The 19,021-nt window shown below is 65.5% G+C and carries 15 protein-coding genes and 1 riboswitch; of the genes, 5 read left to right on the top strand and 10 right to left on the bottom strand.

Features of this window, described 5'->3' with window-relative positions:
• Nucleotides 1-20: 20 nt before the first annotated feature.
• A complete protein-coding gene (locus HOP03_04220; GenBank protein NOT87369.1) occupies nt 21-263 on the bottom strand; it encodes a hypothetical protein in 243 nt (80 codons plus the stop codon).
• Between the two features lie 2 nt (nt 264-265).
• Nucleotides 266-1,543: an HlyD family efflux transporter periplasmic adaptor subunit gene (locus tag HOP03_04215; protein NOT87368.1), complete on the bottom strand. Its 1,278-nt coding sequence runs from the start codon at nt 1,541-1,543 to the stop codon at nt 266-268.
• Nucleotides 1,544-1,782: 239 nt separating this feature from the next.
• On the opposite strand from HOP03_04215, the gene glmS reads away from it, so the two are divergent.
• The 4 genes from glmS (at nt 1,783) to dinB (ending at nt 7,162) form a co-directional block, all read left to right on the top strand.
• Nucleotides 1,783-3,627 (top strand): glutamine--fructose-6-phosphate transaminase (isomerizing), encoded by a 1,845-nt coding sequence (gene glmS, locus HOP03_04210; protein NOT87367.1) that lies wholly within the window; start codon nt 1,783-1,785, stop codon nt 3,625-3,627.
• Nucleotides 3,628-3,732: 105 nt separating this feature from the next.
• Nucleotides 3,733-4,770: a DUF3365 domain-containing protein gene (locus HOP03_04205; GenBank protein ID NOT87366.1), complete on the top strand. Its 1,038-nt coding sequence runs from the start codon at nt 3,733-3,735 to the stop codon at nt 4,768-4,770.
• A 129-nt stretch (nt 4,771-4,899) separates the two neighbouring features.
• Nucleotides 4,900-6,006, top strand: a complete 1,107-nt coding sequence (locus tag HOP03_04200; protein ID NOT87365.1) for a PLP-dependent cysteine synthase family protein — start codon at nt 4,900-4,902, stop codon at nt 6,004-6,006.
• A 64-nt stretch (nt 6,007-6,070) separates the two neighbouring features.
• Nucleotides 6,071-7,162, top strand: coding sequence for a DNA polymerase IV (gene dinB / locus HOP03_04195; GenBank protein ID NOT87364.1), 1,092 nt, complete (start codon nt 6,071-6,073; stop codon nt 7,160-7,162).
• A gap of 117 nt (nt 7,163-7,279) precedes the next feature.
• Here the strand turns inward: dinB and HOP03_04190 are convergent, their stop codons facing one another.
• From HOP03_04190 to HOP03_04170, 5 genes are all read right to left on the bottom strand, one after another.
• Nucleotides 7,280-8,947: a S8 family serine peptidase gene (locus HOP03_04190; GenBank protein NOT87363.1), complete on the bottom strand. Its 1,668-nt coding sequence runs from the start codon at nt 8,945-8,947 to the stop codon at nt 7,280-7,282.
• Between the two features lie 32 nt (nt 8,948-8,979).
• Nucleotides 8,980-9,480 (bottom strand): hypothetical protein, encoded by a 501-nt coding sequence (locus HOP03_04185; protein ID NOT87362.1) that lies wholly within the window; start codon nt 9,478-9,480, stop codon nt 8,980-8,982.
• Between the two features lie 174 nt (nt 9,481-9,654).
• Nucleotides 9,655-11,502 (bottom strand): TonB-dependent vitamin B12 receptor, encoded by a 1,848-nt coding sequence (gene btuB / locus HOP03_04180; GenBank protein NOT87361.1) that lies wholly within the window; start codon nt 11,500-11,502, stop codon nt 9,655-9,657.
• Nucleotides 11,503-11,635: 133 nt separating this feature from the next.
• A riboswitch (cobalamin riboswitch) is annotated at nt 11,636-11,877 on the bottom strand.
• 40 nt (nt 11,878-11,917) lie between these two features.
• A complete protein-coding gene (locus HOP03_04175; GenBank protein ID NOT87360.1) occupies nt 11,918-12,298 on the bottom strand; it encodes a TfoX/Sxy family protein in 381 nt (126 codons plus the stop codon).
• 41 nt (nt 12,299-12,339) lie between these two features.
• The gene (locus HOP03_04170) at nt 12,340-12,834 is read right to left on the bottom strand and encodes a GAF domain-containing protein (protein NOT87359.1); all 495 of its coding nucleotides are present in this window, start codon (nt 12,832-12,834) and stop codon (nt 12,340-12,342) included.
• A gap of 77 nt (nt 12,835-12,911) precedes the next feature.
• Between HOP03_04170 and bioD the strand changes: the two genes are divergently transcribed.
• Complete coding sequence (bioD, locus tag HOP03_04165; GenBank protein NOT87358.1) at nt 12,912-13,613, top strand: dethiobiotin synthase; 702 nt, start codon at nt 12,912-12,914, stop codon at nt 13,611-13,613.
• A 17-nt stretch (nt 13,614-13,630) separates the two neighbouring features.
• Here bioD and HOP03_04160 read toward each other — a convergent pair whose 3' ends face one another.
• The 3 genes from HOP03_04160 to HOP03_04150 all read right to left on the bottom strand — a co-directional run bounded on the left by HOP03_04160 (nt 13,631) and on the right by HOP03_04150 (nt 18,873).
• Nucleotides 13,631-16,786, bottom strand: a complete 3,156-nt coding sequence (locus HOP03_04160) for an MMPL family transporter (protein NOT87357.1) — start codon at nt 16,784-16,786, stop codon at nt 13,631-13,633.
• An 81-nt stretch (nt 16,787-16,867) separates the two neighbouring features.
• Complete coding sequence (locus tag HOP03_04155) at nt 16,868-18,088, bottom strand: efflux RND transporter periplasmic adaptor subunit (GenBank protein ID NOT87356.1); 1,221 nt, start codon at nt 18,086-18,088, stop codon at nt 16,868-16,870.
• Complete coding sequence (locus tag HOP03_04150; GenBank protein ID NOT87355.1) at nt 18,085-18,873, bottom strand: helix-turn-helix transcriptional regulator; 789 nt, start codon at nt 18,871-18,873, stop codon at nt 18,085-18,087. Before HOP03_04150 ends, HOP03_04155 begins: the two co-directional genes overlap by 4 nt.
• Nucleotides 18,874-19,021 lie beyond the last annotated feature (148 nt).

Here is a 19,021-nt window from a genome sequence, read left to right as displayed (position 1 = left end):
AAAACGTCGCCCTGGTGATTTCAGCCGCCGATACGGAATCGCGCGGGCAGCGGCGGAATCGCGACGTAGCTCGCGCGACGACGCGGCCGGTGCATCGCTGCATCGTTGGCGGACGGCGCGAAGGTGAAGTGATGCAGGGAGGCGAGTGAACGGCACATGGCGTCGGTCAATTCCTGCGCGGACCAGTTCAGGTCGAACAGGAAGGGGTCGGGTACGACATCCAGCGCAGTGTCGACGGGGTTTTTTTCGAGAGACGGTTTCATGCTCATTCTCCTGAGATCCGGATGCGTTCGGCATCGCCGAACTGGTCGCTGCCGGAGACCACGATGCGGTCGCCGACGTTCGCGCCGTCGAGGATTTCCACGGCGCCGAGGCTGCTGACGCCGGTGCGCAAGGCGCGCTTCACGGCGATGTTGCCGTCCATGACGTAGGCGAATCGTCCGCCGCCCTGCTCCAGGAACGCGCCGCGCTCCACATTCAGCACGTTGCGGCGCGTGTCCAATACGATCCGTGCGCTGAGCCGCTGGTTCTGGCGCAGGCCCGGTGGCTGCTTGTCGGTGAAGCGCAGGCGCGCGGCCACTTCGCCGTTCACCACTTCCGGCGACACCGCCGAGATCGCCGCTGCGAAGGTGCTGCTGGTGCTGGTCACTTCAGCCGGAATGCCGATCCCCAGGTCGCGCGCGAAACTTTCCGGCACCTTGATCTCGACTTCGAACACCGACAGGTCGACCAGACTCAGCACAGCGGCATTCGCGGCGACGTTGGCGCGCTGGGCGATCATCAGCTGGCCGACCTGGCCGTCGAACGGCGCACGCAGGGTCAAGGCATCGACCTGGCGCTGCAGTTCGGTCACCGCCGAGCGCTGGCGGTCGGCCTGCAGATGCTTGTTGCGGGTGTCGAGCCCGGCGCCCCGCCCCTGCAGCGTGGATTCCTGGCGCGCAGCGGCAAGACTCAGGTCGGCCTTCTTCAGCGAGTCCTGGGCCCGGGCGACATCGATCTGCGCGACCGCGCCGCCCTCGAACGCGCGGCGGTTGCGCTCCAGGTCGCGCTGCGCGGCGACCTGGTCGATCGTCGCCTGATCCAGCAGCTTGCGGGCATTGGCGCGGATCAGTTCGCCATCCAGGCCCGCGCGACTGGCTTCCGCTTCCAGACTCGCGAGGGTGGCGGCTTCCTGCGCCAGTCGGCTGCGCAGCTCGGGGCTGTCGATCTCGGCGAGCGTCTGCCCCTGTTTCACCACGTCGCCCGCGACCACGCGCAGGGTCACGGTGCCGGCGGCGATGGTGTAGAGCGTCGGGCTGTTCGCGGAGATCACGCGGCCCTCGGCGGAGAGATCGCGGACCAGATCGCCGCGTTGCACCGTCGCGATGCGTACCCGGGCGGTATCGACCGAGCGCCCACCGCCGCGCCACGAAGAGGCCACGCCGCCGATGGCGACCGCCAGCGCGACCGCGATGCCGCCGACCACCAGCCAGCGGCGTCGTTTCGCGGCCGATGGCGAGACGTCGAGGGTGTGATCCTGGCCGGAGGTGTCGCGGATGGTCATGGGTGGGCCGATGCCGATGCGTGGGTTGGACACGCCGATCAACGCAAACGGCGTGCCAACGCCAAGCGATTGTTTTGCAAGTGTTTTATCGATGGCGGAAGGTGTCCGCAGGCTGTCCGGACGCGTCCGCGCGGACGGTGTCGTCCGCTTTCGCCGTTACACTAGCGACCTCGCGACACCGCCACCCGGAAGGCGTCGCTCCGAACCACAGCACCAGCTTCCAGGGGACTCCAAACGATATGTGCGGCATTGTCGGCGCGATTGCGGATCGCGATGTGGTACCGGTGTTGATCGAAGGGCTGAAGCGGCTCGAATATCGCGGCTACGACTCGGCGGGCATCGCCATCGTCGATCGCAACGGGGCCAACGGCAGCGACGTGCGCCGCGTGCGCCGTACCGGCCGCGTCGCCGAGATGGAATCCGCGGCGGGGTCCGATGCGTTCAGCGCCGGTCTTGGCATCGGCCATACCCGCTGGGCCACCCACGGCGGCGTCACCGAATCCAACGCCCATCCGCATATCAGCCATGGCGTGGCGCTGGTGCACAACGGCATCATCGAAAACCACGAACAGCAGCGAGAACGCCTGCGCGCGCTCGGTTACGCCTTCGAATCGCAGACCGATACCGAAGTCATCGCCCATCTCATCCATCACTATCTGACCCAGGGCGACGACCTGCTGCACGCGCTGCAGCGCGTGGTCAAGGAACTCGAAGGCGCCTATGCGCTGGCGGTGATCAGCCGCAAGGAACCCGAGCGCATGGTCTGCGCGCGCATGGGTTGCCCGCTGCTGATCGGTCTAGGCGAGGGCGAGAATTTCATCGCCTCCGATGTCTCGGCGATCATCCAGGCCACGCGCCGGGTGATCTTCCTCGAAGAAGGCGATACCGCCGAAGTCGCGCGCACCGGCGTGCGGGTCTTCGATGCGACCGATGCCGAAGTACAGCGCGACGTGCATGTCTCGGACGTGTCGCTGGCATCGCTGGAGCTGGGCCCGTATCGCCACTTCATGCAGAAGGAAATCCACGAGCAGCCGCGCGCGATCGCCGACACCATCGAGGCGATCATCGACCACGGCAGCTTCACGCCCGAGCTGTTCGGCAAAGACGCCGACGCGATCCTGCGCGGCATCGACGGCCTGCAGATCCTCGCCTGCGGCACCAGCTACTACGCCGGCCTGACCGCGCGCTACTGGTTCGAAGCCATCACCGGCCTGCCGTGCAATGTCGAGATCGCCAGCGAATACCGCTACCGCAAGGTCGTCGCCAATCCACGCCAGCTGATCGTCACCATCTCGCAGTCGGGCGAAACCCTCGACACTATGGAAGCGTTGAAATACGCGAAATCGCTCGGTCACGACAAGACCCTGTCGATCTGCAACGTCCCCGAAAGCGCGATCCCGCGCGCCAGCAAACTGGTGTTCTACACCCGTGCCGGCGCGGAGATCGGCGTGGCGTCGACCAAAGCGTTCACCACCCAACTGGTCGCGCTGTTCGTGCTCACCGCCACGGTGGCGAAAGCGCAGGGCAAGCTGTCGGCGGAACAGGAAGCCGAGCTGATCGAAGCGCTGCGCCACCTGCCGGGCAGCGTGCAGCACGCCTTGAATCTCGAACCGCAGATCGCGGTGTGGTCGGACCGCTTCGCGCCCAAGCAGCACGCGCTGTTCCTCGGTCGCGGCATCCATTACCCGATCGCGCTGGAAGGTGCGTTGAAGCTCAAGGAAATCTCCTACATCCACGCCGAAGCCTATCCGGCCGGCGAACTGAAACACGGCCCGCTCGCGCTGGTGGATGCGGACATGCCGGTGGTGGTGATCGCACCGAACGACACGCTGCTGGAAAAGGTGAAATCCAACATCCAGGAAGTGCGTGCGCGCGGCGGCGAGATGTACGTTTTCGCCGACGCCGACAGCCACTTCACCGAATCCGAAGGCGTCCACGTCATCCGCACCCCGCGCCACGTCGGCCTGCTCTCGCCGATCGTGCATGCGATCCCGGTGCAACTGCTCGCGTACCACGCGGCGCTGGCGCGCGGCACCGATGTCGACAAGCCGCGCAACTTGGCGAAGTCGGTGACGGTGGAGTAAGCCTGCCCCGAAGAACGGACGTCAAGGAGTACATGGCACTCCGAGTCGACGTTCTTGCATTCAATCGCCACCGTTCTCGATCCAGTGTCTAAACGGAGCTCTTCGATGCGTACCTCGGTTCTTTCTTCCGCTCTCCTCGCCTGTCTCGCAACGGCCGCCTTCGCCGCTGCAACGGTGCCTGCAAGCGATCTGCCTGTGCCGGTTCAAGCGTCGGAGCCGACCAGTGACGCCGCCGCACAGGCCGTCAAGCGTGCCGAAGCGGCGACGGCGGATCTCGGACGCACGCTGCGCGAAGCGCTGATGGTGCAGATGGCGGCCAGCGGCCCTGTCGGTGCGGTCGATTTCTGCCACGACAAGGCCCCGGGCATCGCCGAAGCGGTGGCGACACGTCATGGCGTGAAGATCGGTCGCGTAGGCGTGCGCGTTCGCAATCCCGGCAATGCCGCCGATGGTTGGCAGCGCGCGGCGCTGGACGATTTTGCGCGCCGCGCAGCGAAAGGCGAAGCACCGCAGACGTTGCAGGCGACGCAGTACGAGGCCGGACAGGACACGCTGCACTATGCTCGCGGCATTCGCACTGAACCGGCCTGTCTGCTGTGTCATGGGCCGGCTGTCGCGGAGCCTGTGCGCGCGGCGATTCTCGCGCGTTACCCGCAGGATGCGGCCACGGGCTTCGAGGAAGGCGCACTGCGCGGCGCGTTCTGGGTGGAGGTGCCGATGATGGCGTCTGCATCGGCGCAAACACCCGCGCCGGCCGATCAGCGCATTGGCATCGCGCTTTCCCCCAAGCACGCCGCCGAACTCCGCGAAGAGATGCGTGGGCAGCTCATGACCGTTCAGGGCATCATCGGCGCGCTCGCGGCCGGGGATTGGAAAGCGGTCGAATCGCTGGCCGCAGCGCGCGGCCCCGGTCAGGGCGGCGGTGCCGGCAAGGGATTTCGGGCGCAGTTGCCTTCCGCATGGTTCGATCTCGCCCGCCCGATGCATTTCGAATACGCTGCAGTCGCCGACGAGGCACGCAACGGCAAGCGCGTCGAGGTGGCGCTGCAGAAGCTCGAAGCCGCCACCGCGCAGTGCACCGGCTGCCATGCGCTGTATCGCATCGACGAGCGCGGCGTGGACGTGCCCGCGATCAAGCAGTAACGCGCGCTGTCGAACCGAAGCCCGGAACTATAATGCCGGCTCCATCCGGCATTGATGTCGGATGCCATCAGCGCGGCGACCGCTGCTGGCAGCATCCCCTTCGCGTCGCCGTCACTTCGTTGAATGCCCATGCCGCAGCGCATCTGGACGGCCTCCGCCATCCGCAAGATCGAAGCCGATTTCAACCGGTCGGCCGACACCCATCTGATTCCGATGGCGCTGCCGGGCTATCCCGGCATCGATCTGTATTTCAAGGATGAATCCAGTCACCCGACCGGCAGTCTGAAGCACCGGCTTGCGCGCTCGCTGTTCCTGTATTCGCTGGCGAACGGCTGGCTGTGCGAGGACGGGCCGGTGATCGAGGCGTCGAGCGGGTCCACGGCGGTGTCGGAAGCTTATTTCGCGCGCCTGCTCGGTTTGCCGTTCATCGCGGTGATGCCGGGCTGCACCTCGCCGGACAAGATCCGCGCGATCGAATTCCACGGCGGGCGCTGCCATCTGGTCGACGATCCGGCGGCGATCAATGACGAGTCCGCGCGTCTCGCGCGCGAAACCGGCGGTCACTTCCTCGACCAGTTCACCTATGCCGAACGCGCCACCGACTGGCGTGCGAACAACAACATCGCCGAATCGATCTTCGCGCAGATGGCGCAGGAGCCGCATCCGGTGCCGGAGTGGATCGTCTGCTGCCCCGGGACCGGCGGCACCGCCGCCACGCTGGGGCGTTACGTGCGCTATCGCCGCCACGACACCCGCGTGCTCTGCGTCGATCCCGAGCATTCGGTGTTCTTCGATCATTTCGCCGGGGCGTTGAAAGGCGCTGCGCGCGACGATCTCACCCACTCCTGCGGTTCCGGCATCGAGGGCATCGGTCGGCCGAAGGTCGAACGCAGCTTCATCGCCGCCTGCATCGACGCGATGATGAAAGTACCGGACGCACTGAGTCTCGCCGCGATGCGTCACGTCAGCGAAGCCCTGGGTCGGCGCGTCGGCGGTTCCACCGGCACCAATTTCGTCGGCGTGCTGACCGTCGCCGAACGCATGCGCCGCGAAGGCCGCAGCGGATCCATCGTCACCATCCTCTGCGACGGTGGCGAGCGCTACTCGCACAGCTACTACAATCCTGCCTGGTACATCGAGCAGGGCATCGACACGGTCGAGTCGGATGCGGTCATTGCGCGCGCTGTGTCGGGGCGGGGTGTGCCGCAGATCGCCTTGCTCGAACGCGAAGGCTGAAGCTGCCGACACGTTCCGGCGGGGTACGGCTTGCGCCGATGCGCCGAACGACGACAATCGGCGCATGCCGTCCCCTCCGCGCAAGATCATCCACATCGACATGGACGCGTTCTATGCGTCGGTGGAGCAGCGCGACGATCCCTCGTTGCGCGGCCAGCCGGTGGTGGTGGCGTGGCGCGGGGCGCGGTCGGTGGTGTGCGCGGCGTCGTACGAGGCGCGCACGTTCGGGGTGAGGTCGGCGATGCCGGCGGTGCGCGCCGAACGCTTGTGCCCGCAGGCGGTATTCGTGCCGCCGGATTTCGTGCGTTACAAGGCGGTGTCGCGGCAGGTGCGCGAGATCTTCGCGCGGCATACGGACATGATCGAACCGCTGTCGCTGGACGAGGCGTATCTGGATGTCACCGATCCGAAAACCCGCCTCGACAGCGGAGAGCCGCTGAGCGCGACCGCGATCGCCGAAACCATCCGCGCGCAGATTCGCGAGGAAACCCGGCTCACCGCATCTGCCGGCATCGCACCGAACAAGTTCCTCGCCAAGATCGCGTCCGATTGGCGCAAGCCCGACGGACAGTTCGTGATCCGTCCGCATCAGGTCTACGACTTCCTCACCCCGCTGCCGGTGGGCTGCATTCCGGGCGTGGGCAAGGTCGCGCTGCAGAAGCTTGAGGCCCTGGGCGTCGCCACGGTCGACGATCTGCGCGCGATCGAGATCGGACGATTGCAGCATGCGTTCGGCAGCTTCGGCGTACGTCTGCACGAGCGCGCGCAGGGCATCGACGAACGGCCGGTCGAATCCGATCAGCCGGTGCAGTCGATTTCCTCGGAGGATACGTTCGAGCGCGATGTATTGATCGACGAATTGGAACCCGCGATCCGACGGCTTGCGGAGAAAACCTGGGAAGCATCGCGCAAGGTCGAGCGCGTCGGCCGCACCGTGGTGCTGAAGCTGAAGACCGCGCAGTTCCGCATCCTTACCCGCAGCCATACGCCGGAGGCGCCGCCGGCATCGCTGGAGGAATTCGTCGACATCGCGGTGATGCTGCGCGCACGTGTCGATCTGCCTTCGCACACGCGCTATCGTCTGGTCGGCGTGGGGCTCGGCGGGTTTCGCGATCCCGATGGACTGCCACCGCAGCCGGAGCTGTTCGGAGCGTGATGATCGTCAAGCGCTGTCCTCCCGAGCGCGAGGGACCTGTTGTTGATGATGTGGGCGATAGAACCGAAGCAGGTCCCTCGCTGGCGCTCGGGATGACAGGATAAAAGACCAGGCCCGCTATTTGTTCGGCTCAGGTTTCTTCGGTTTCGCCTTCGATGCTTTGAGTTGCGCCACCGCTTTCGCGGCATCGATCCGGCCGTAGCCGAATTTGTTGGAATGGCCGTTGGCTTTGTACGCGGACGCCGGACCGATCTTCTTGGTGCCTGCGATCAGCGCCGCGCGCACGTCCTCGGCGGTCATCTCCGGTTTCAGCGACAGCATCAGTCCGCAGAGGCCGGCGACCAATGGCGTCGCTGCCGAGGTGCCACCGAAGTCGTTGGTGAACAGGCCGTCGGCGCCGCCTGCAGCGGTGTCGCCGATGTTGAAGCCGCGTCCGGGCGTGGACACATCTGTGGTGAAGATCGCGCGCGTGCCGCCGTTCGACGGCGCGACCACGCAGACCTGCGGGCCGCGGTTGGAATAGTCGGCCAGTTCGTCGGCATCGGTCGACGCGCCGACTGCGATGGCATTCGGATCGGATGCGGGATAGTCGATGCGGCTGCGCGCTTCGTTGCCGGTCGCGCACACGACCACCGCGCCGCGCCCTTTGCGGCCGAAGCGACGCGCGTCCTGCAGCGCGAATTCGATATCGGGACTCTTCGCGCCGCCCCACGAGCACGAGATCACATCGGCGAACGCAGCGGCGTAGCGGATCGCATCGGCGACCTGGCTTTCGCTGGCCAGATCGTCGGCGTGGAAGATCTTCACCGGCAGCAACCGGCAATTCGGCGCGATGCCATAAGCGCGCGGACCGCGGCCCACCGCGATGCCAGCGCAGCAGGTGCCGTGGATATCGTTGCCGCTCATCAGCTCGAACGGCGCGCGGAAGCGTTTCGGGCGCGGATTGAAGTGATCGACATCGTCGTCGGGCAGATAGAAATCACGGCCGCACAGATCGCGCGACTCGTCCGGGTCGGGATTGCGCAGGAGATTGCCGCGCAGCTCGGGATGTTCGGCATCGACGCCGTCGTCGAGCACTGCGATGGTGATCGCGCGTTTGCCGCGCGTGATCTCCCATGCCTTGCCGGCGCCGACCAGGCGCAAATGCCACTGCTTCGAGGAAGGGGCGTTCGACGCTGCTGCGCTGCGGCGGAACTGGGAGACGAAGTTCGGCGCAGCGAACGCCACTTCGTCCAACGCGCTCAGTCGTGCCGCCAGGCGGATGAGTTCTTCGCCGGGATGGCGCAGCGCGGTGTCGGAGAGGATCATTTGATCCGGAATCATCGGATTGCGCAGATGCAGCGTGAGCCCGCTGTCGCGCAGGATCGCGCTGCGGACTTTCGCCGGCACCTGCGCTTTGAAGCGCAGCACGATTTCCTTGTAGAGGATCCGCATCAACTGCGTTTCGCGATCCATGTAAGCGGTGATCGTCTTGCGTTCCAGCACGTTGCCCAGCGCCCTGGTCGCCGATCTGGTGCGTGCGGCGGTCGGCGCTTTCGCAGCGCCGCGACTGGGCACCTCGAAAAAGGTCTGTGCCGCGCGCATCACCCGTCCCGTTACCATCGCCGCGACGGCGGTGCCGGACAGACGTGCGATGGTTTCGCCGTCGACGGCTTCGAAGCTCAGCGGCAGGCGGTCCAGTTCGATCCATTCGCCGCTGGCCATGCGCAGGCCGACATCGGAGCGGGTCGCGGTTTCGACGATCATCGGTGCGTGTTCCGCCGGATCGGCGAAAAGGGAATTCATTGCGGCCTCACGTCCTGTAAGGAGGGCGGGGATTACGAGCGGGTATACGCGCTTTCGGCGTCGAACCAGACGGCTTCGACCTGCTCGTCGTCTTCGATCTTGCCGCTCACGTCGGGCAGGAAAACGTCACTGCCGCCGGCGGGTTTGAACAGCGCCTGTTGCTTCGTGAATTTGGCGCGGCCGACGAATTCCAGCCCGTAGGTGCTGGCGACGCTGCGCAGTTTCTGTTCGCTGGCATCGTTGTCGAAGCGCAGCGACAGCAGGCCGGTCGGGTAGCGATAACAACCATCCTCATCGACCATGGCCGGCAGCACCACGAAATCCCGCCCGAGCAGGCGGTGCAGGTCGCGCCAGCCCGCGCGTGCGCTCTTTGGCGACTTGTTCAGCTTCACGACCCAGCCGGGCATGCGCCCGCCCAACGGTTCGACGCTGGCCAGGCCATCCAGGCGGGAAAGACCGGCGGTCGGAGTCGTCGGGGCGACAGGCCTGACGACGAAGAGACCGGGGCTGATGTGTTCGGAGCTGGACGACATGACGCCCTTCGGAGGAGCGGGGTATGGAACGTGCCGCAGGTTCGGCGCAGCACACTGGATATCATAGCCTGAGATACAGGCGCAACCGCGTGCGGGTGCCAGCTGAACGGACGGCGGAGCCGGGAGACGGTGTCTTGCCTCCCGGTTCCGCTGTCGGTCGATCAGCGCGTCGAGTCAGCGTATCGGGCGATAGCGCAGCGTCAGCGACCATTCGCGCCCGGGCTGGTTGTAGAACGCTGCGGTTTCGTAGCGTTTGTCGAAGACATTGGCGACCCGCGCCTGCAGGGTCCAATCGGCCGCCAACGCATATTCGCTGCGTATATCAAGCGTGGAGAAGCCGCCCAGCCGCCGCGTGTTGGCGAGGTCGTCGTAGCGGCTCCCCTCGGCGATACCGGTGAAACCCAGACGGAACTTCGCGAAGCCGCGATCCAGTTCCAGCCGCGCGGTGCTGCGCGCGCGGCGGGGCAGATCGTGGCCCGATGCGCGGTCTTCCGGATCGAGCCAGCTGGCGCTCGCGCCGAACTCCCAACCGAGGGCGCTGCTGTCCACGCGCAATTCCGCGCCGCGCAGGCGCGCGCGGGCGATGTTGTTCGGCACGAACAGGGTGGCGTCGAAGGCGATCAGATCGTCGACATCGGTGGTGAACGCGTCCAGACGCACGCGGGCGGCGTCGCCGCGCCAGGCGAGGCCGGCCTCGTAGGACTTCGACGACTCCGGGCGCAGCGCCGGGTTGCTGAAGAACGGGTAATACAGTTCGTTGAAGGTCGGCGCCTTGAACGCAGTGCCGTAGCTGGCGGTGACGCGCCAAGCGCCGGCGAAGTCCAGGCCCCACGCCGCGGTGCCGGTGGTTTCGCCGCCGAACTGGTCGTTGTCGTCGCGACGCAGCGCCAGTTGCACGTCGTGCGTGCCGAACGCATCCGTCTCGAGCCGGCCCTGGTATTGCGCGAACGCGGCGCGGTTGCTGCGACGGGTGTCGTCGTAATCGGTGTCGCTGTCGATGCGATCGTGCAGCCAGTCGACGCCGAGCGTCAGCAGATGCGCTTCGGCCAGCGTGAGATCGGCCTGCGCCGACGCGCTGTCGCGGCGGCTGGCGAAGTCGCCGTTGGCGATGCTGCCGATGAAGTTGTCGGAGGCATCCCGATTGCTGCCGATGTTGAAGCGCAGATCGATGCGATCGTTCGCCTTCCAGCGCAACTGCGCGCCGAGCGCCTGCTGCACGATGTCGGAGCGGTTGACGAAGCTGCCGTCGTAGTCGTTGTGTCCGCGCACGTGCAGCGCGTTGCTCTGCAGTTCGAGGGATTCGCCGATGTTCACGCCGCCGCGCAGCGACACCGAGCGGCTGTCGTAACCGTCGCGGTCGGGTTCTTCGGTGAAACAGCCGGCGAACAGCGTGCTCGAACCGCGACAGGCGTCGATGCCATCGGTGCGCTGGTAGGCGGTATCGAGACCGAACCAACCGCGCTCGCCGCCTCCGCCGACACCGACGCTGCCTTCGCGACGGCCGTGGCTGCCGGCGCCCAGATGGAAGCGAACGTTCGTGTCGCCGCGATCGCGACGGGTGAAGACCTGGATCACGCCACCGATGGCGTCCGAACCATAGAGGCTGGAGCGCGGACCGCGCACGATTTCGATGCGGTCGATCAGCGCGACCGGCAAATCCTGGAACGAGGCGAGACCGGAGGTGGCCGATCCGATGCGCACGCCATCGACCAGCACTAGGACGTGATCCGATTCGCTGCCGCGCACGAACAACGCACTGAGCTTTCCGCTGCCGCCCTGATTGCTGAGATTGATGCCGGCGCGGCCACGCAGCAGTTCGCCGAGCGAACCGGCCTGGCTGCGCGCGATCGCGTCGCGATCGATCACTTCGACCGGCGCAAGCGCGGCGTCGGTGGTGATTGCGGTACGCGTGGCGGTGACCACGACTTCGTCGAGGGCGTCGGCATCGTTCGATTGCGCCAACGCAGCGAAGGGAAGGGCACCCGCGATCGCGAGGGCCAGAGGATATTTCGAATAAGACATGCGGGACTCCATCGCGCACACCCGCGCGCGGTGAGATGGGTTGGAGTCGCGAACGGAGAGAAACAGCGAGCGGCCGGCGAGGCGCATGCAAGGCATGGGCAAGGCGGCAACATCGCCGCAATGCCCTCCGCATCGCAACCGTGAACTCCAGGGCCGGTCTCCGGGCTCATGCGCGAACAAGGCGATGCCTGTTCGGCCGTCGCGCCTTCCCATGTCGTCATCGAGCAATGACGGGTCACAGTGGCGGATGCGATGGCTTGACGCACTTACCGTTGCGGGGGCAGCGCCGGCATTGCGCCATGAATGGCGCGCACCGGCTTCCCGTTTCAACCTTCGGACGAACGTCCTCGGGTCACCTCGAAGCGCGCGCAGTGTAACCGATCGTGGCGTAGGAGGCCCGTGCGCGCTCGACGGCCTAGTCGGCGTGGCCGCTGTCGGGTTCGTCGAAGAGGTTGAATGCGGGCGACGAGTCTTCTTCGCGCATCGTATGCGTAGTGGTGACCGGCGAGGCCGCCGGCCGGCCGCGCGGCGGCGGCAGCAGCGCGATGGCCGCATCGGCGGCGATCAACAGCTCGCTGCGACGTTCGCTGGGCACATCCTGCCAGTGGCAGTCGAGCAGGGCGCCTTCCAGCGCATACAGCAGGTTGAGACTGGGTTTGAAGCCGGCGCGCTTGACGCGCATGAAGGCTTCGAGCGCGCCGATCGCGCGCAGCTCGTCCTCGGTGCGCAGGCCGACCTGGCGCAGCCACGCTGCGCTTTTCGGGCCTATATTGCGGAGTTTCAGCGGAGTGGCCATGCGGTTCCGTCGTGGAGAGGAGTTGCGGGGCTCGCGCCAGCTTACGCGTTCGCGCGCAGGCTGCGTACGAACAGTGCGGCGATGGTTTCGAGCCCTACCTGATCTTCAACGTCGAATCGCCCGGGAACCGGACTGTCGAGATCGAACACGCCGACCAGCGCATCGTCCAATACCAGTGGTATCACCAGCTCCGAGCGCGATGCGGCATCGCAGGCGATGTGGCCGGGGAAGTCGTGGACATCGGCGATGCGCTGCGTCCGTCGGCGACTTGCGGCAGCGCCGCACACGCCCTTGTCGAGCGGAATGCGGACACAGGCAGGCAGGCCCTGGAACGGACCGACGACCAGTTCTGTGCCATCGAAGAAATAGAAACCGGCCCAGTTCAGATCCGGCAGCGCGTGATAGACCAGTGCGGACAGATTCGCCGCGTTGGCGATGCGATCGTGTTCGCCAGACAGCAGCGCCCCGGCCTGCGCGGCGAGCTGGGCGTACTGCTCCGGTTTGCTGCCGGAGAGCGGGATGGATGCGAAACTCATGCGGCCAGTGTAGCAGCGGCGCCTGTGGCGTTTACCATGCGCATCATCCCTCCACTCGGGCGCACAACGGCGGACGCATGACGGTTTCTGTTTCCGAAGCCACGCGTGGCGTATTCGTCACCGGTACCGATACCGGTGTGGGCAAGACCGTGGCGAGCGTTGCGTTGATCCATCGCCTGCGTGCCGCAGGCCTGCGTACCGTCGGCATGAAGCCGGTTGCCAGCGGCTGCGAACACACGCCCGATGGCTGGCGCAACGACGACGCGCTGCGCCTGCAGGCCGCAAGCGATCCGCAGCCCGGATACGGGGATGTCAATCCGTATGCGCTGGAACGGGCGACCGCACCGCAGCTCGCGGCATGCGCGATGGGAATACATGTGGACCTGTCGCATCTGAACGATGCGTACGCGCGTCTTGCCGCGCTGGCCGACGCGGTAGTGGTCGAAGGCGTCGGCGGCTGGGCCGCACCACTGGACGACGGGCTGGATCAGGTCGATCTTGTGCGCAAACTCGATCTGCCGGTGCTGCTGGTGGTGGGCCTGCGCCTGGGTTGTCTGAATCATGCGCGACTCACCGCGCGCGCGCTCCGGAGCGACGGAATGCGATTGATCGGTTGGATCGGCAACCGCGTCGATCCCGCGTTCGCCGAATGCGATGAATACGTCGAACTGCTGCGCGTTGCGCTGCCAGCGCCGTGTCTTGGCGTGTTGCAGTACGCGGAATCGCCCGATGCAGCGGCGATGGCATCGCGGTTGTCGCTGCCCACGGGGTTTGCATAGGGCGGGCCCTGGCCCGCCTATGCGGTTTGCGTCTCCAACACGTTGTCGCCAGCGGCGGCATCCGCAGTGTCATGCGAATGGTCGCGCGCGAGATACAGATAGAACGCCGGCAGCACGAACAGCGTGAACGCGGTGCCGATGGTCATGCCCGAAGCGATCACCGTGCCCATCGAGAAACGCGCAGCCGCACCGGGGCCGCTGGCCATCAGCAGCGGGATCATCGCGAACACCAGCGCCGCGGTGGTCATCAGTACCGGACGCAGGCGGATCGCGGTGGCTTCTTCGATCGCTTCGCGCTTCGACAGGCCTTTCTCGATCTGCAGTTTGTTTGCGAACTCCACGATCAGGATGCCGTGTTTGGTGATCACGCCCACCAGCGTCACCAGGCCGACCTGGGTATAGATGTTGATGCTCATGCCGGGGAAGGCTTCGATGCCCTGGAGCCCGAGGATGCCGCTGGCGATCGCCAGCACATTCATGACCAGCAGCGCGCCGCAGATCGCCATCGGCACGGTGATCAGCATGATCAGCGCGTCGCGGAAGCTCTCGAACTGGGCCGACAGCACCAGGAAAATGATGATCAGCGCGAACAGCAGGGTGACCAGCATGGTCGTGCCCTCCTGTTTGAACTGCCGCGACTCGCCGGCGTAATCCACGCTGTAGCCCTGCGGCAGCACTTCCTTCGCGGCCTGTTCCAGCACCGCCAGCGCCTCGCCCTTGGACACGCCGGGACGCGGCGCGAAGGTGATCGACACGGCGTTCAGCTGCTGGAAGCGCTTCAGCACCTGCGGCTGCGCCGATTCCTTCAGGGTGACGATGGTCGAGAGCGGAATCAGTTCGCCGCTGCGCGTGCGGGTGTAGTAATTGGTGAGCTGATCGGCGTTGATGCGGTCGCTGCGCTGCACCTGCGCGATCACCCGGTACGAGCGGTTCTGCATCGCGAAGCGGTTGGCGTAGCCGCCCGACAGCATCGCCGACATGTCCGCCGACAGCGTGCGCATATCGATGCCGAGCGCGGCGGCCTTGTCGCGATCGATCTGCACTTCGATCCGCGGCTTGTCGATCTTCAGATCCTTGTCGAGGAAGATGAAGCGCTTGCTGGCGTAGGCCTTCGCGAGCACGGCATCGGCCAGTTCCTGCAACTGCTGCAGCGAACCGATGCCGCCGATCACGAATTCGCCGCCACCGTCGCCGCCGGCGCTGGGCAGCGCGGGCGGGATCAGTGCGAACACGTTCAGACCGGTGACTTCGGCGATCTTCGGCTGCAGATCCTGTTCCAGCACCTGTTTGGTCGAACGCGTGCGCTCGCTCCACGGCTTGAGCACGAAACCCGCGATCGCGCTGTTGCTGGCGCCACCGCCACCGAAGCCGCCGTTGAACAGGAAGTAGTTCTCGACCTCGGGAACGCCTTTGGCGATCCTGGTCACTTCCTCGGTGTAACGCTCGACATAGTCCAGCGTCGACGACGGGTCGGCACTGCCGATCGAGAAGATGAAGCCTTGATCCTCGGCAGGCGCCGGCTCCTGTGGCGACTGCATGTACAGGAAGACGCACGAAGCGAAGACGATGGCGCCGAACACGCCGATCACGCCCTTGGTATCGAGCGCACCGTGCAGCCGGCGCTGATAGCCATGGCGGAGGCGGTCGAAACGCACATCCAGCCAGGTTTCGAATCGACTCTTGCCGCCTTCTTTGTGCGGTTTGAGCATCTTCGCGCTCATCATCGGCGAGAGCGTCAGCGCGATCACGCCCGACAACAGTACCGAGCCCGCCAACGTGAATGCGAATTCGGTGAACAACACGCCAGTGAGGCCACCCTGGAAACCGATCGGCAGATAGACCGCGACCAGCGTGGTGGTCATCGCCACCACCGGCCAGGCCAGCTCGCGCGCGCCGCGCAAGGCCGCGTCGCGCGGCGACATGCCTTCCTCGATATGCCGGTGGATGTTCTCCAGCACGATGATCGCATCGTCGACCACGATGCCGATCGCCAGCACCATCGCCAGCAGCGTCAGCAGATTGATGGTGAAGCCCATCAACAGCATCAGGAACAGGGTGCCGACCAGCGAGAGTGGCACCGTGACCGCCGGGATCAGCACGCTGCGGAACGAGCCCAGGAACAGATAGATCACCACGATCACGATGATCACCGCTTCGATGATCGTGCTGATCACTTCGTCGATGGCATCCTGGATCGCCTCGGTGCTGTCGTACGGAATGGTGCCGACCATGCCTTCGGGCAGCTGCGGGATGATGTCCGCGTCCCAGGCTTTGCGCACGTCCTTGATCACGTCCAGCGAATTCGCATCCGGCGAAACATAGATGCCCATGAACGTCGCGGCCTGGCCGTTGATGCGCACGGACGTGCCGTAATTCTCCGAGCCCAGCACCACATCGGCCACGTCGCCGAGGCGCACGATGCTGCCGTCCTGCTCGCGGATGACCAGTTCGCGGAATTCGTCGGGAGTGCGCAGGTCGGTGCGCGCAGTGAGATCCACCGACACCATCTGGCCCTTGGTCGAGCCGAGCGCGGACAGCACGTTGTTGTTGCGCAGCGCGGCGTCGACATCGCTGGCGGTGACTTTCAACGCGGTCATGCGCTCCGGTTTCAGCCACACGCGCATCGCGAACGAGCCGGCGCCGAGAATCTCTGCACGCTGCACGCCGGGCACCGTGACCAGCTTCGGCTGGATCACACGGGTCAGGTAGTCGGTGATCTGGTTGTTGTCCAGCCGCTCGCTCGCGAACGACACGTACATCGCAGCGATCTGCTGGCCCTGCTGCAGATCGATGACCGGGTCCTCGGACTCCTGCGGCAATTGGCCGCGCAGCTTGTTGATCTTGGCCGAAATCTGGGTCAAGGCTTCGTTCGGGTCCTGATCGAGACGGATGTACGCCTGGATCGTGCTGACGCCGGCCGAGCTGGATGAAGTCAGATACTCGATGCCTTCGGCGCTGGCGATCTCGCGCTCCAGCGGCGTGGTGATGAAGCCCTGGATCAGGTCCGCGTCGGCGCCGAAATACGTGGTGCTGACGTTGATCACCGCATTCTGCAGTTCGGGGTATTCGCGCACGTTCAGCGCACTGAACGCCCGCAATCCGAACAGCAGAATGAACAGGCTGACGACGACCGCGAGCACGGGCTTGTTGATGAAGATGTCGGTGAATTTCATCGCGGTCTCCCGTGCATCGCGGACGGCGCAGGGTGGGTAGGGGCGGTAGGCAAGGGCATGGTTTCGGCGTGTGCCGTCGCGTCAGCTGTTGTCGGGCTTCGGCGCGGAATCCGCAGCCGGTTGCACCTTGTTGTTGATGGTCACAACGGCGTCGTTGCGCAGTTTCAGAAGACCGCTCGTCACGACCCGTTCGCCCGGCTTCAGACCGTCGGTCACCGCGACCAGGTCGCCACGCGTCGCGCCGGTCTTGATGAAGCGCTGCTGGACCACGAGCTTGACACCGGTCAGCGGTTTGCCCTGCATGTCTTTCTCGTCAGGCCCGTATTGCGTTTCGCGGATCACATACACCGCGTTGCCGTACGGATTGAAACTGACGGCGGTCTGCGGGATCACGATCACCGATTGCTCGCCGCCGAGGTCGAAACCGACCTTGGCGAACGTGCCGGGGCGCAATGCGTTGTCGCCGTTGACGAAGGTCGCCTGTACTTTGACGCTGCGGGTTTCCGCGTCGATGAGCGGTTCGATCGCGGTGATCCGGCCATCGAACGTGCGTCCAGGCAGCGAATCCACGGTCGCGCGGATCATCGTGCCTTCCACGAGCTGATCCATGCGCTGCTGGGGCAACGTGAAATCGAGGAAGATCGGACTGATCGACTGCAGATTGACGATGGGGCTGCCGGGCGCGATGAACTGGCCGAGATTCGCCTTGCGGATGCCGAGTGTGCCGTCGAAGGGCGCGCGGATGGTTTTCTGCGCAATCAGCGCGCGCTGCGCTTCGACCTGCGCGAGTGCGGATGCGGCATCGGCGGCGCGTTGTTCGACATCGGCCAGCGACACGAGCTTCTGCTGACCGAGTTCGCGCCAGCGGTCGCGCTGGGAAACCGCGAGTTTCGCGGCGGCGTCCAGTGCGCGCAACGTGGCTTCTTCGTTGGCGGTGTTCAGTCGCGCCAGCACCGTGCCGGCTTTCACCCGTTGGCCCGGTTCGAACAGGATTTCACGGATCACGCCGCCGGCTTCGGTGGTGACATCGGCGCCGTTGACCGCGACGAAGGTGCCCACGGCTTCGGCGCCTTCGCGCCAGCGTTCCGCTTTCGCGACCGCAACGCTGACCGATGCGGGCGGCTGCGGCATGTTGTCGAAGAATTCGTTCATGCCGGTATTCATGACGGCTTTCACCGCGAACACGCCACCGAAAATCATGGTCGCGCCGATCAACATCCACACCATCCGTTTTTTCGAGGACGGTTTGCGCTGCGCTGCGCGGTGTTCGTCATGGCGGGTCGTATCGTGTTGGTCGGTCATGGGGAAACCTCGGAGCGAAGTGCGGTCGCGGCGGTGAGTGACGTGGCGGTGCGGTGTGTCCGGGGGCACTCGCTGTCGAAAATTGCCTGGCAGAGCCGCGCATTGAGCGCGTCGAGCGCGATGTCGTCGGCCGGGTCGAACAAGGGTTGCCAACCGTAGCCGTTGAGCAGGAAGTGCAGATGTTTCATCAGCAGCCGGTACGGGTCGCCCAATGCATATGCTTCGAGCAGCCCTTCGGCATGGGTGAGGGTATGCATCCCCATGGAAAGCGTCCAAGGCCCGATAGTCACGGCCTGCGGCGACAGGCCGATGTCGGCGCGCAGGTCGCCCGCAGCGATCGCATCCTCGACGATGCCGTCGATCAGCGCGCCCAAGGGTGCGCTGGCTTCCAGCGAGCGCTGCCGGGTCAGCGCCGAGGCGGCGCCCCAGATCACATCGGTCCAGACGAACTGCGCAAGGCGGAAGTGCTCGGGCTGTGCGCGGATGACCATCAGATCGGCCAATGCGATCGCCAGCATGCGTTCACGGCTGGGGCCGCGCCAATGTGCGGCACGTTCGAACAGGTGCACGCGGCTCAGACAGTTGCGGGTGGCCAGCGTGACCAGCAGGTCTTCCTTGCTGGCGAAATGCTGGTACAGCGTGCCGATGGCGTAGTCGCATTCTTCGGCGATGCGGGCCATCTGCAGCGACAGGAGACCGTCGCGCTGGATCAGCTCCTGTGCCTTGTCGAGGAAACGCTGTTCTCGCTCGCCGCGTTCGCGCAGGCGGCGGTCCTTGGTGCTCATGGTGACGGCCGAAGTGTGTCGGTAGGCGTATTTTGAATTGAATTCAAAATATGATCAATAGTGGTTCTTGATTGATGCTGTATTGTTTTTCGAGGTAATCGGCCCTTGCCGGCTTTTTGCTTCAGGCAACAAAAAACCCGGCAGCTTG

Source organism: Lysobacter sp., assembly GCA_013141175.1.
In the GTDB taxonomy this organism is placed as follows: domain Bacteria; phylum Pseudomonadota; class Gammaproteobacteria; order Xanthomonadales; family Xanthomonadaceae; genus Lysobacter_I.
The sequence above is the reverse complement of the archived record's forward strand: the minus strand, read 5'-3'. Positions and strand labels throughout refer to the sequence as shown.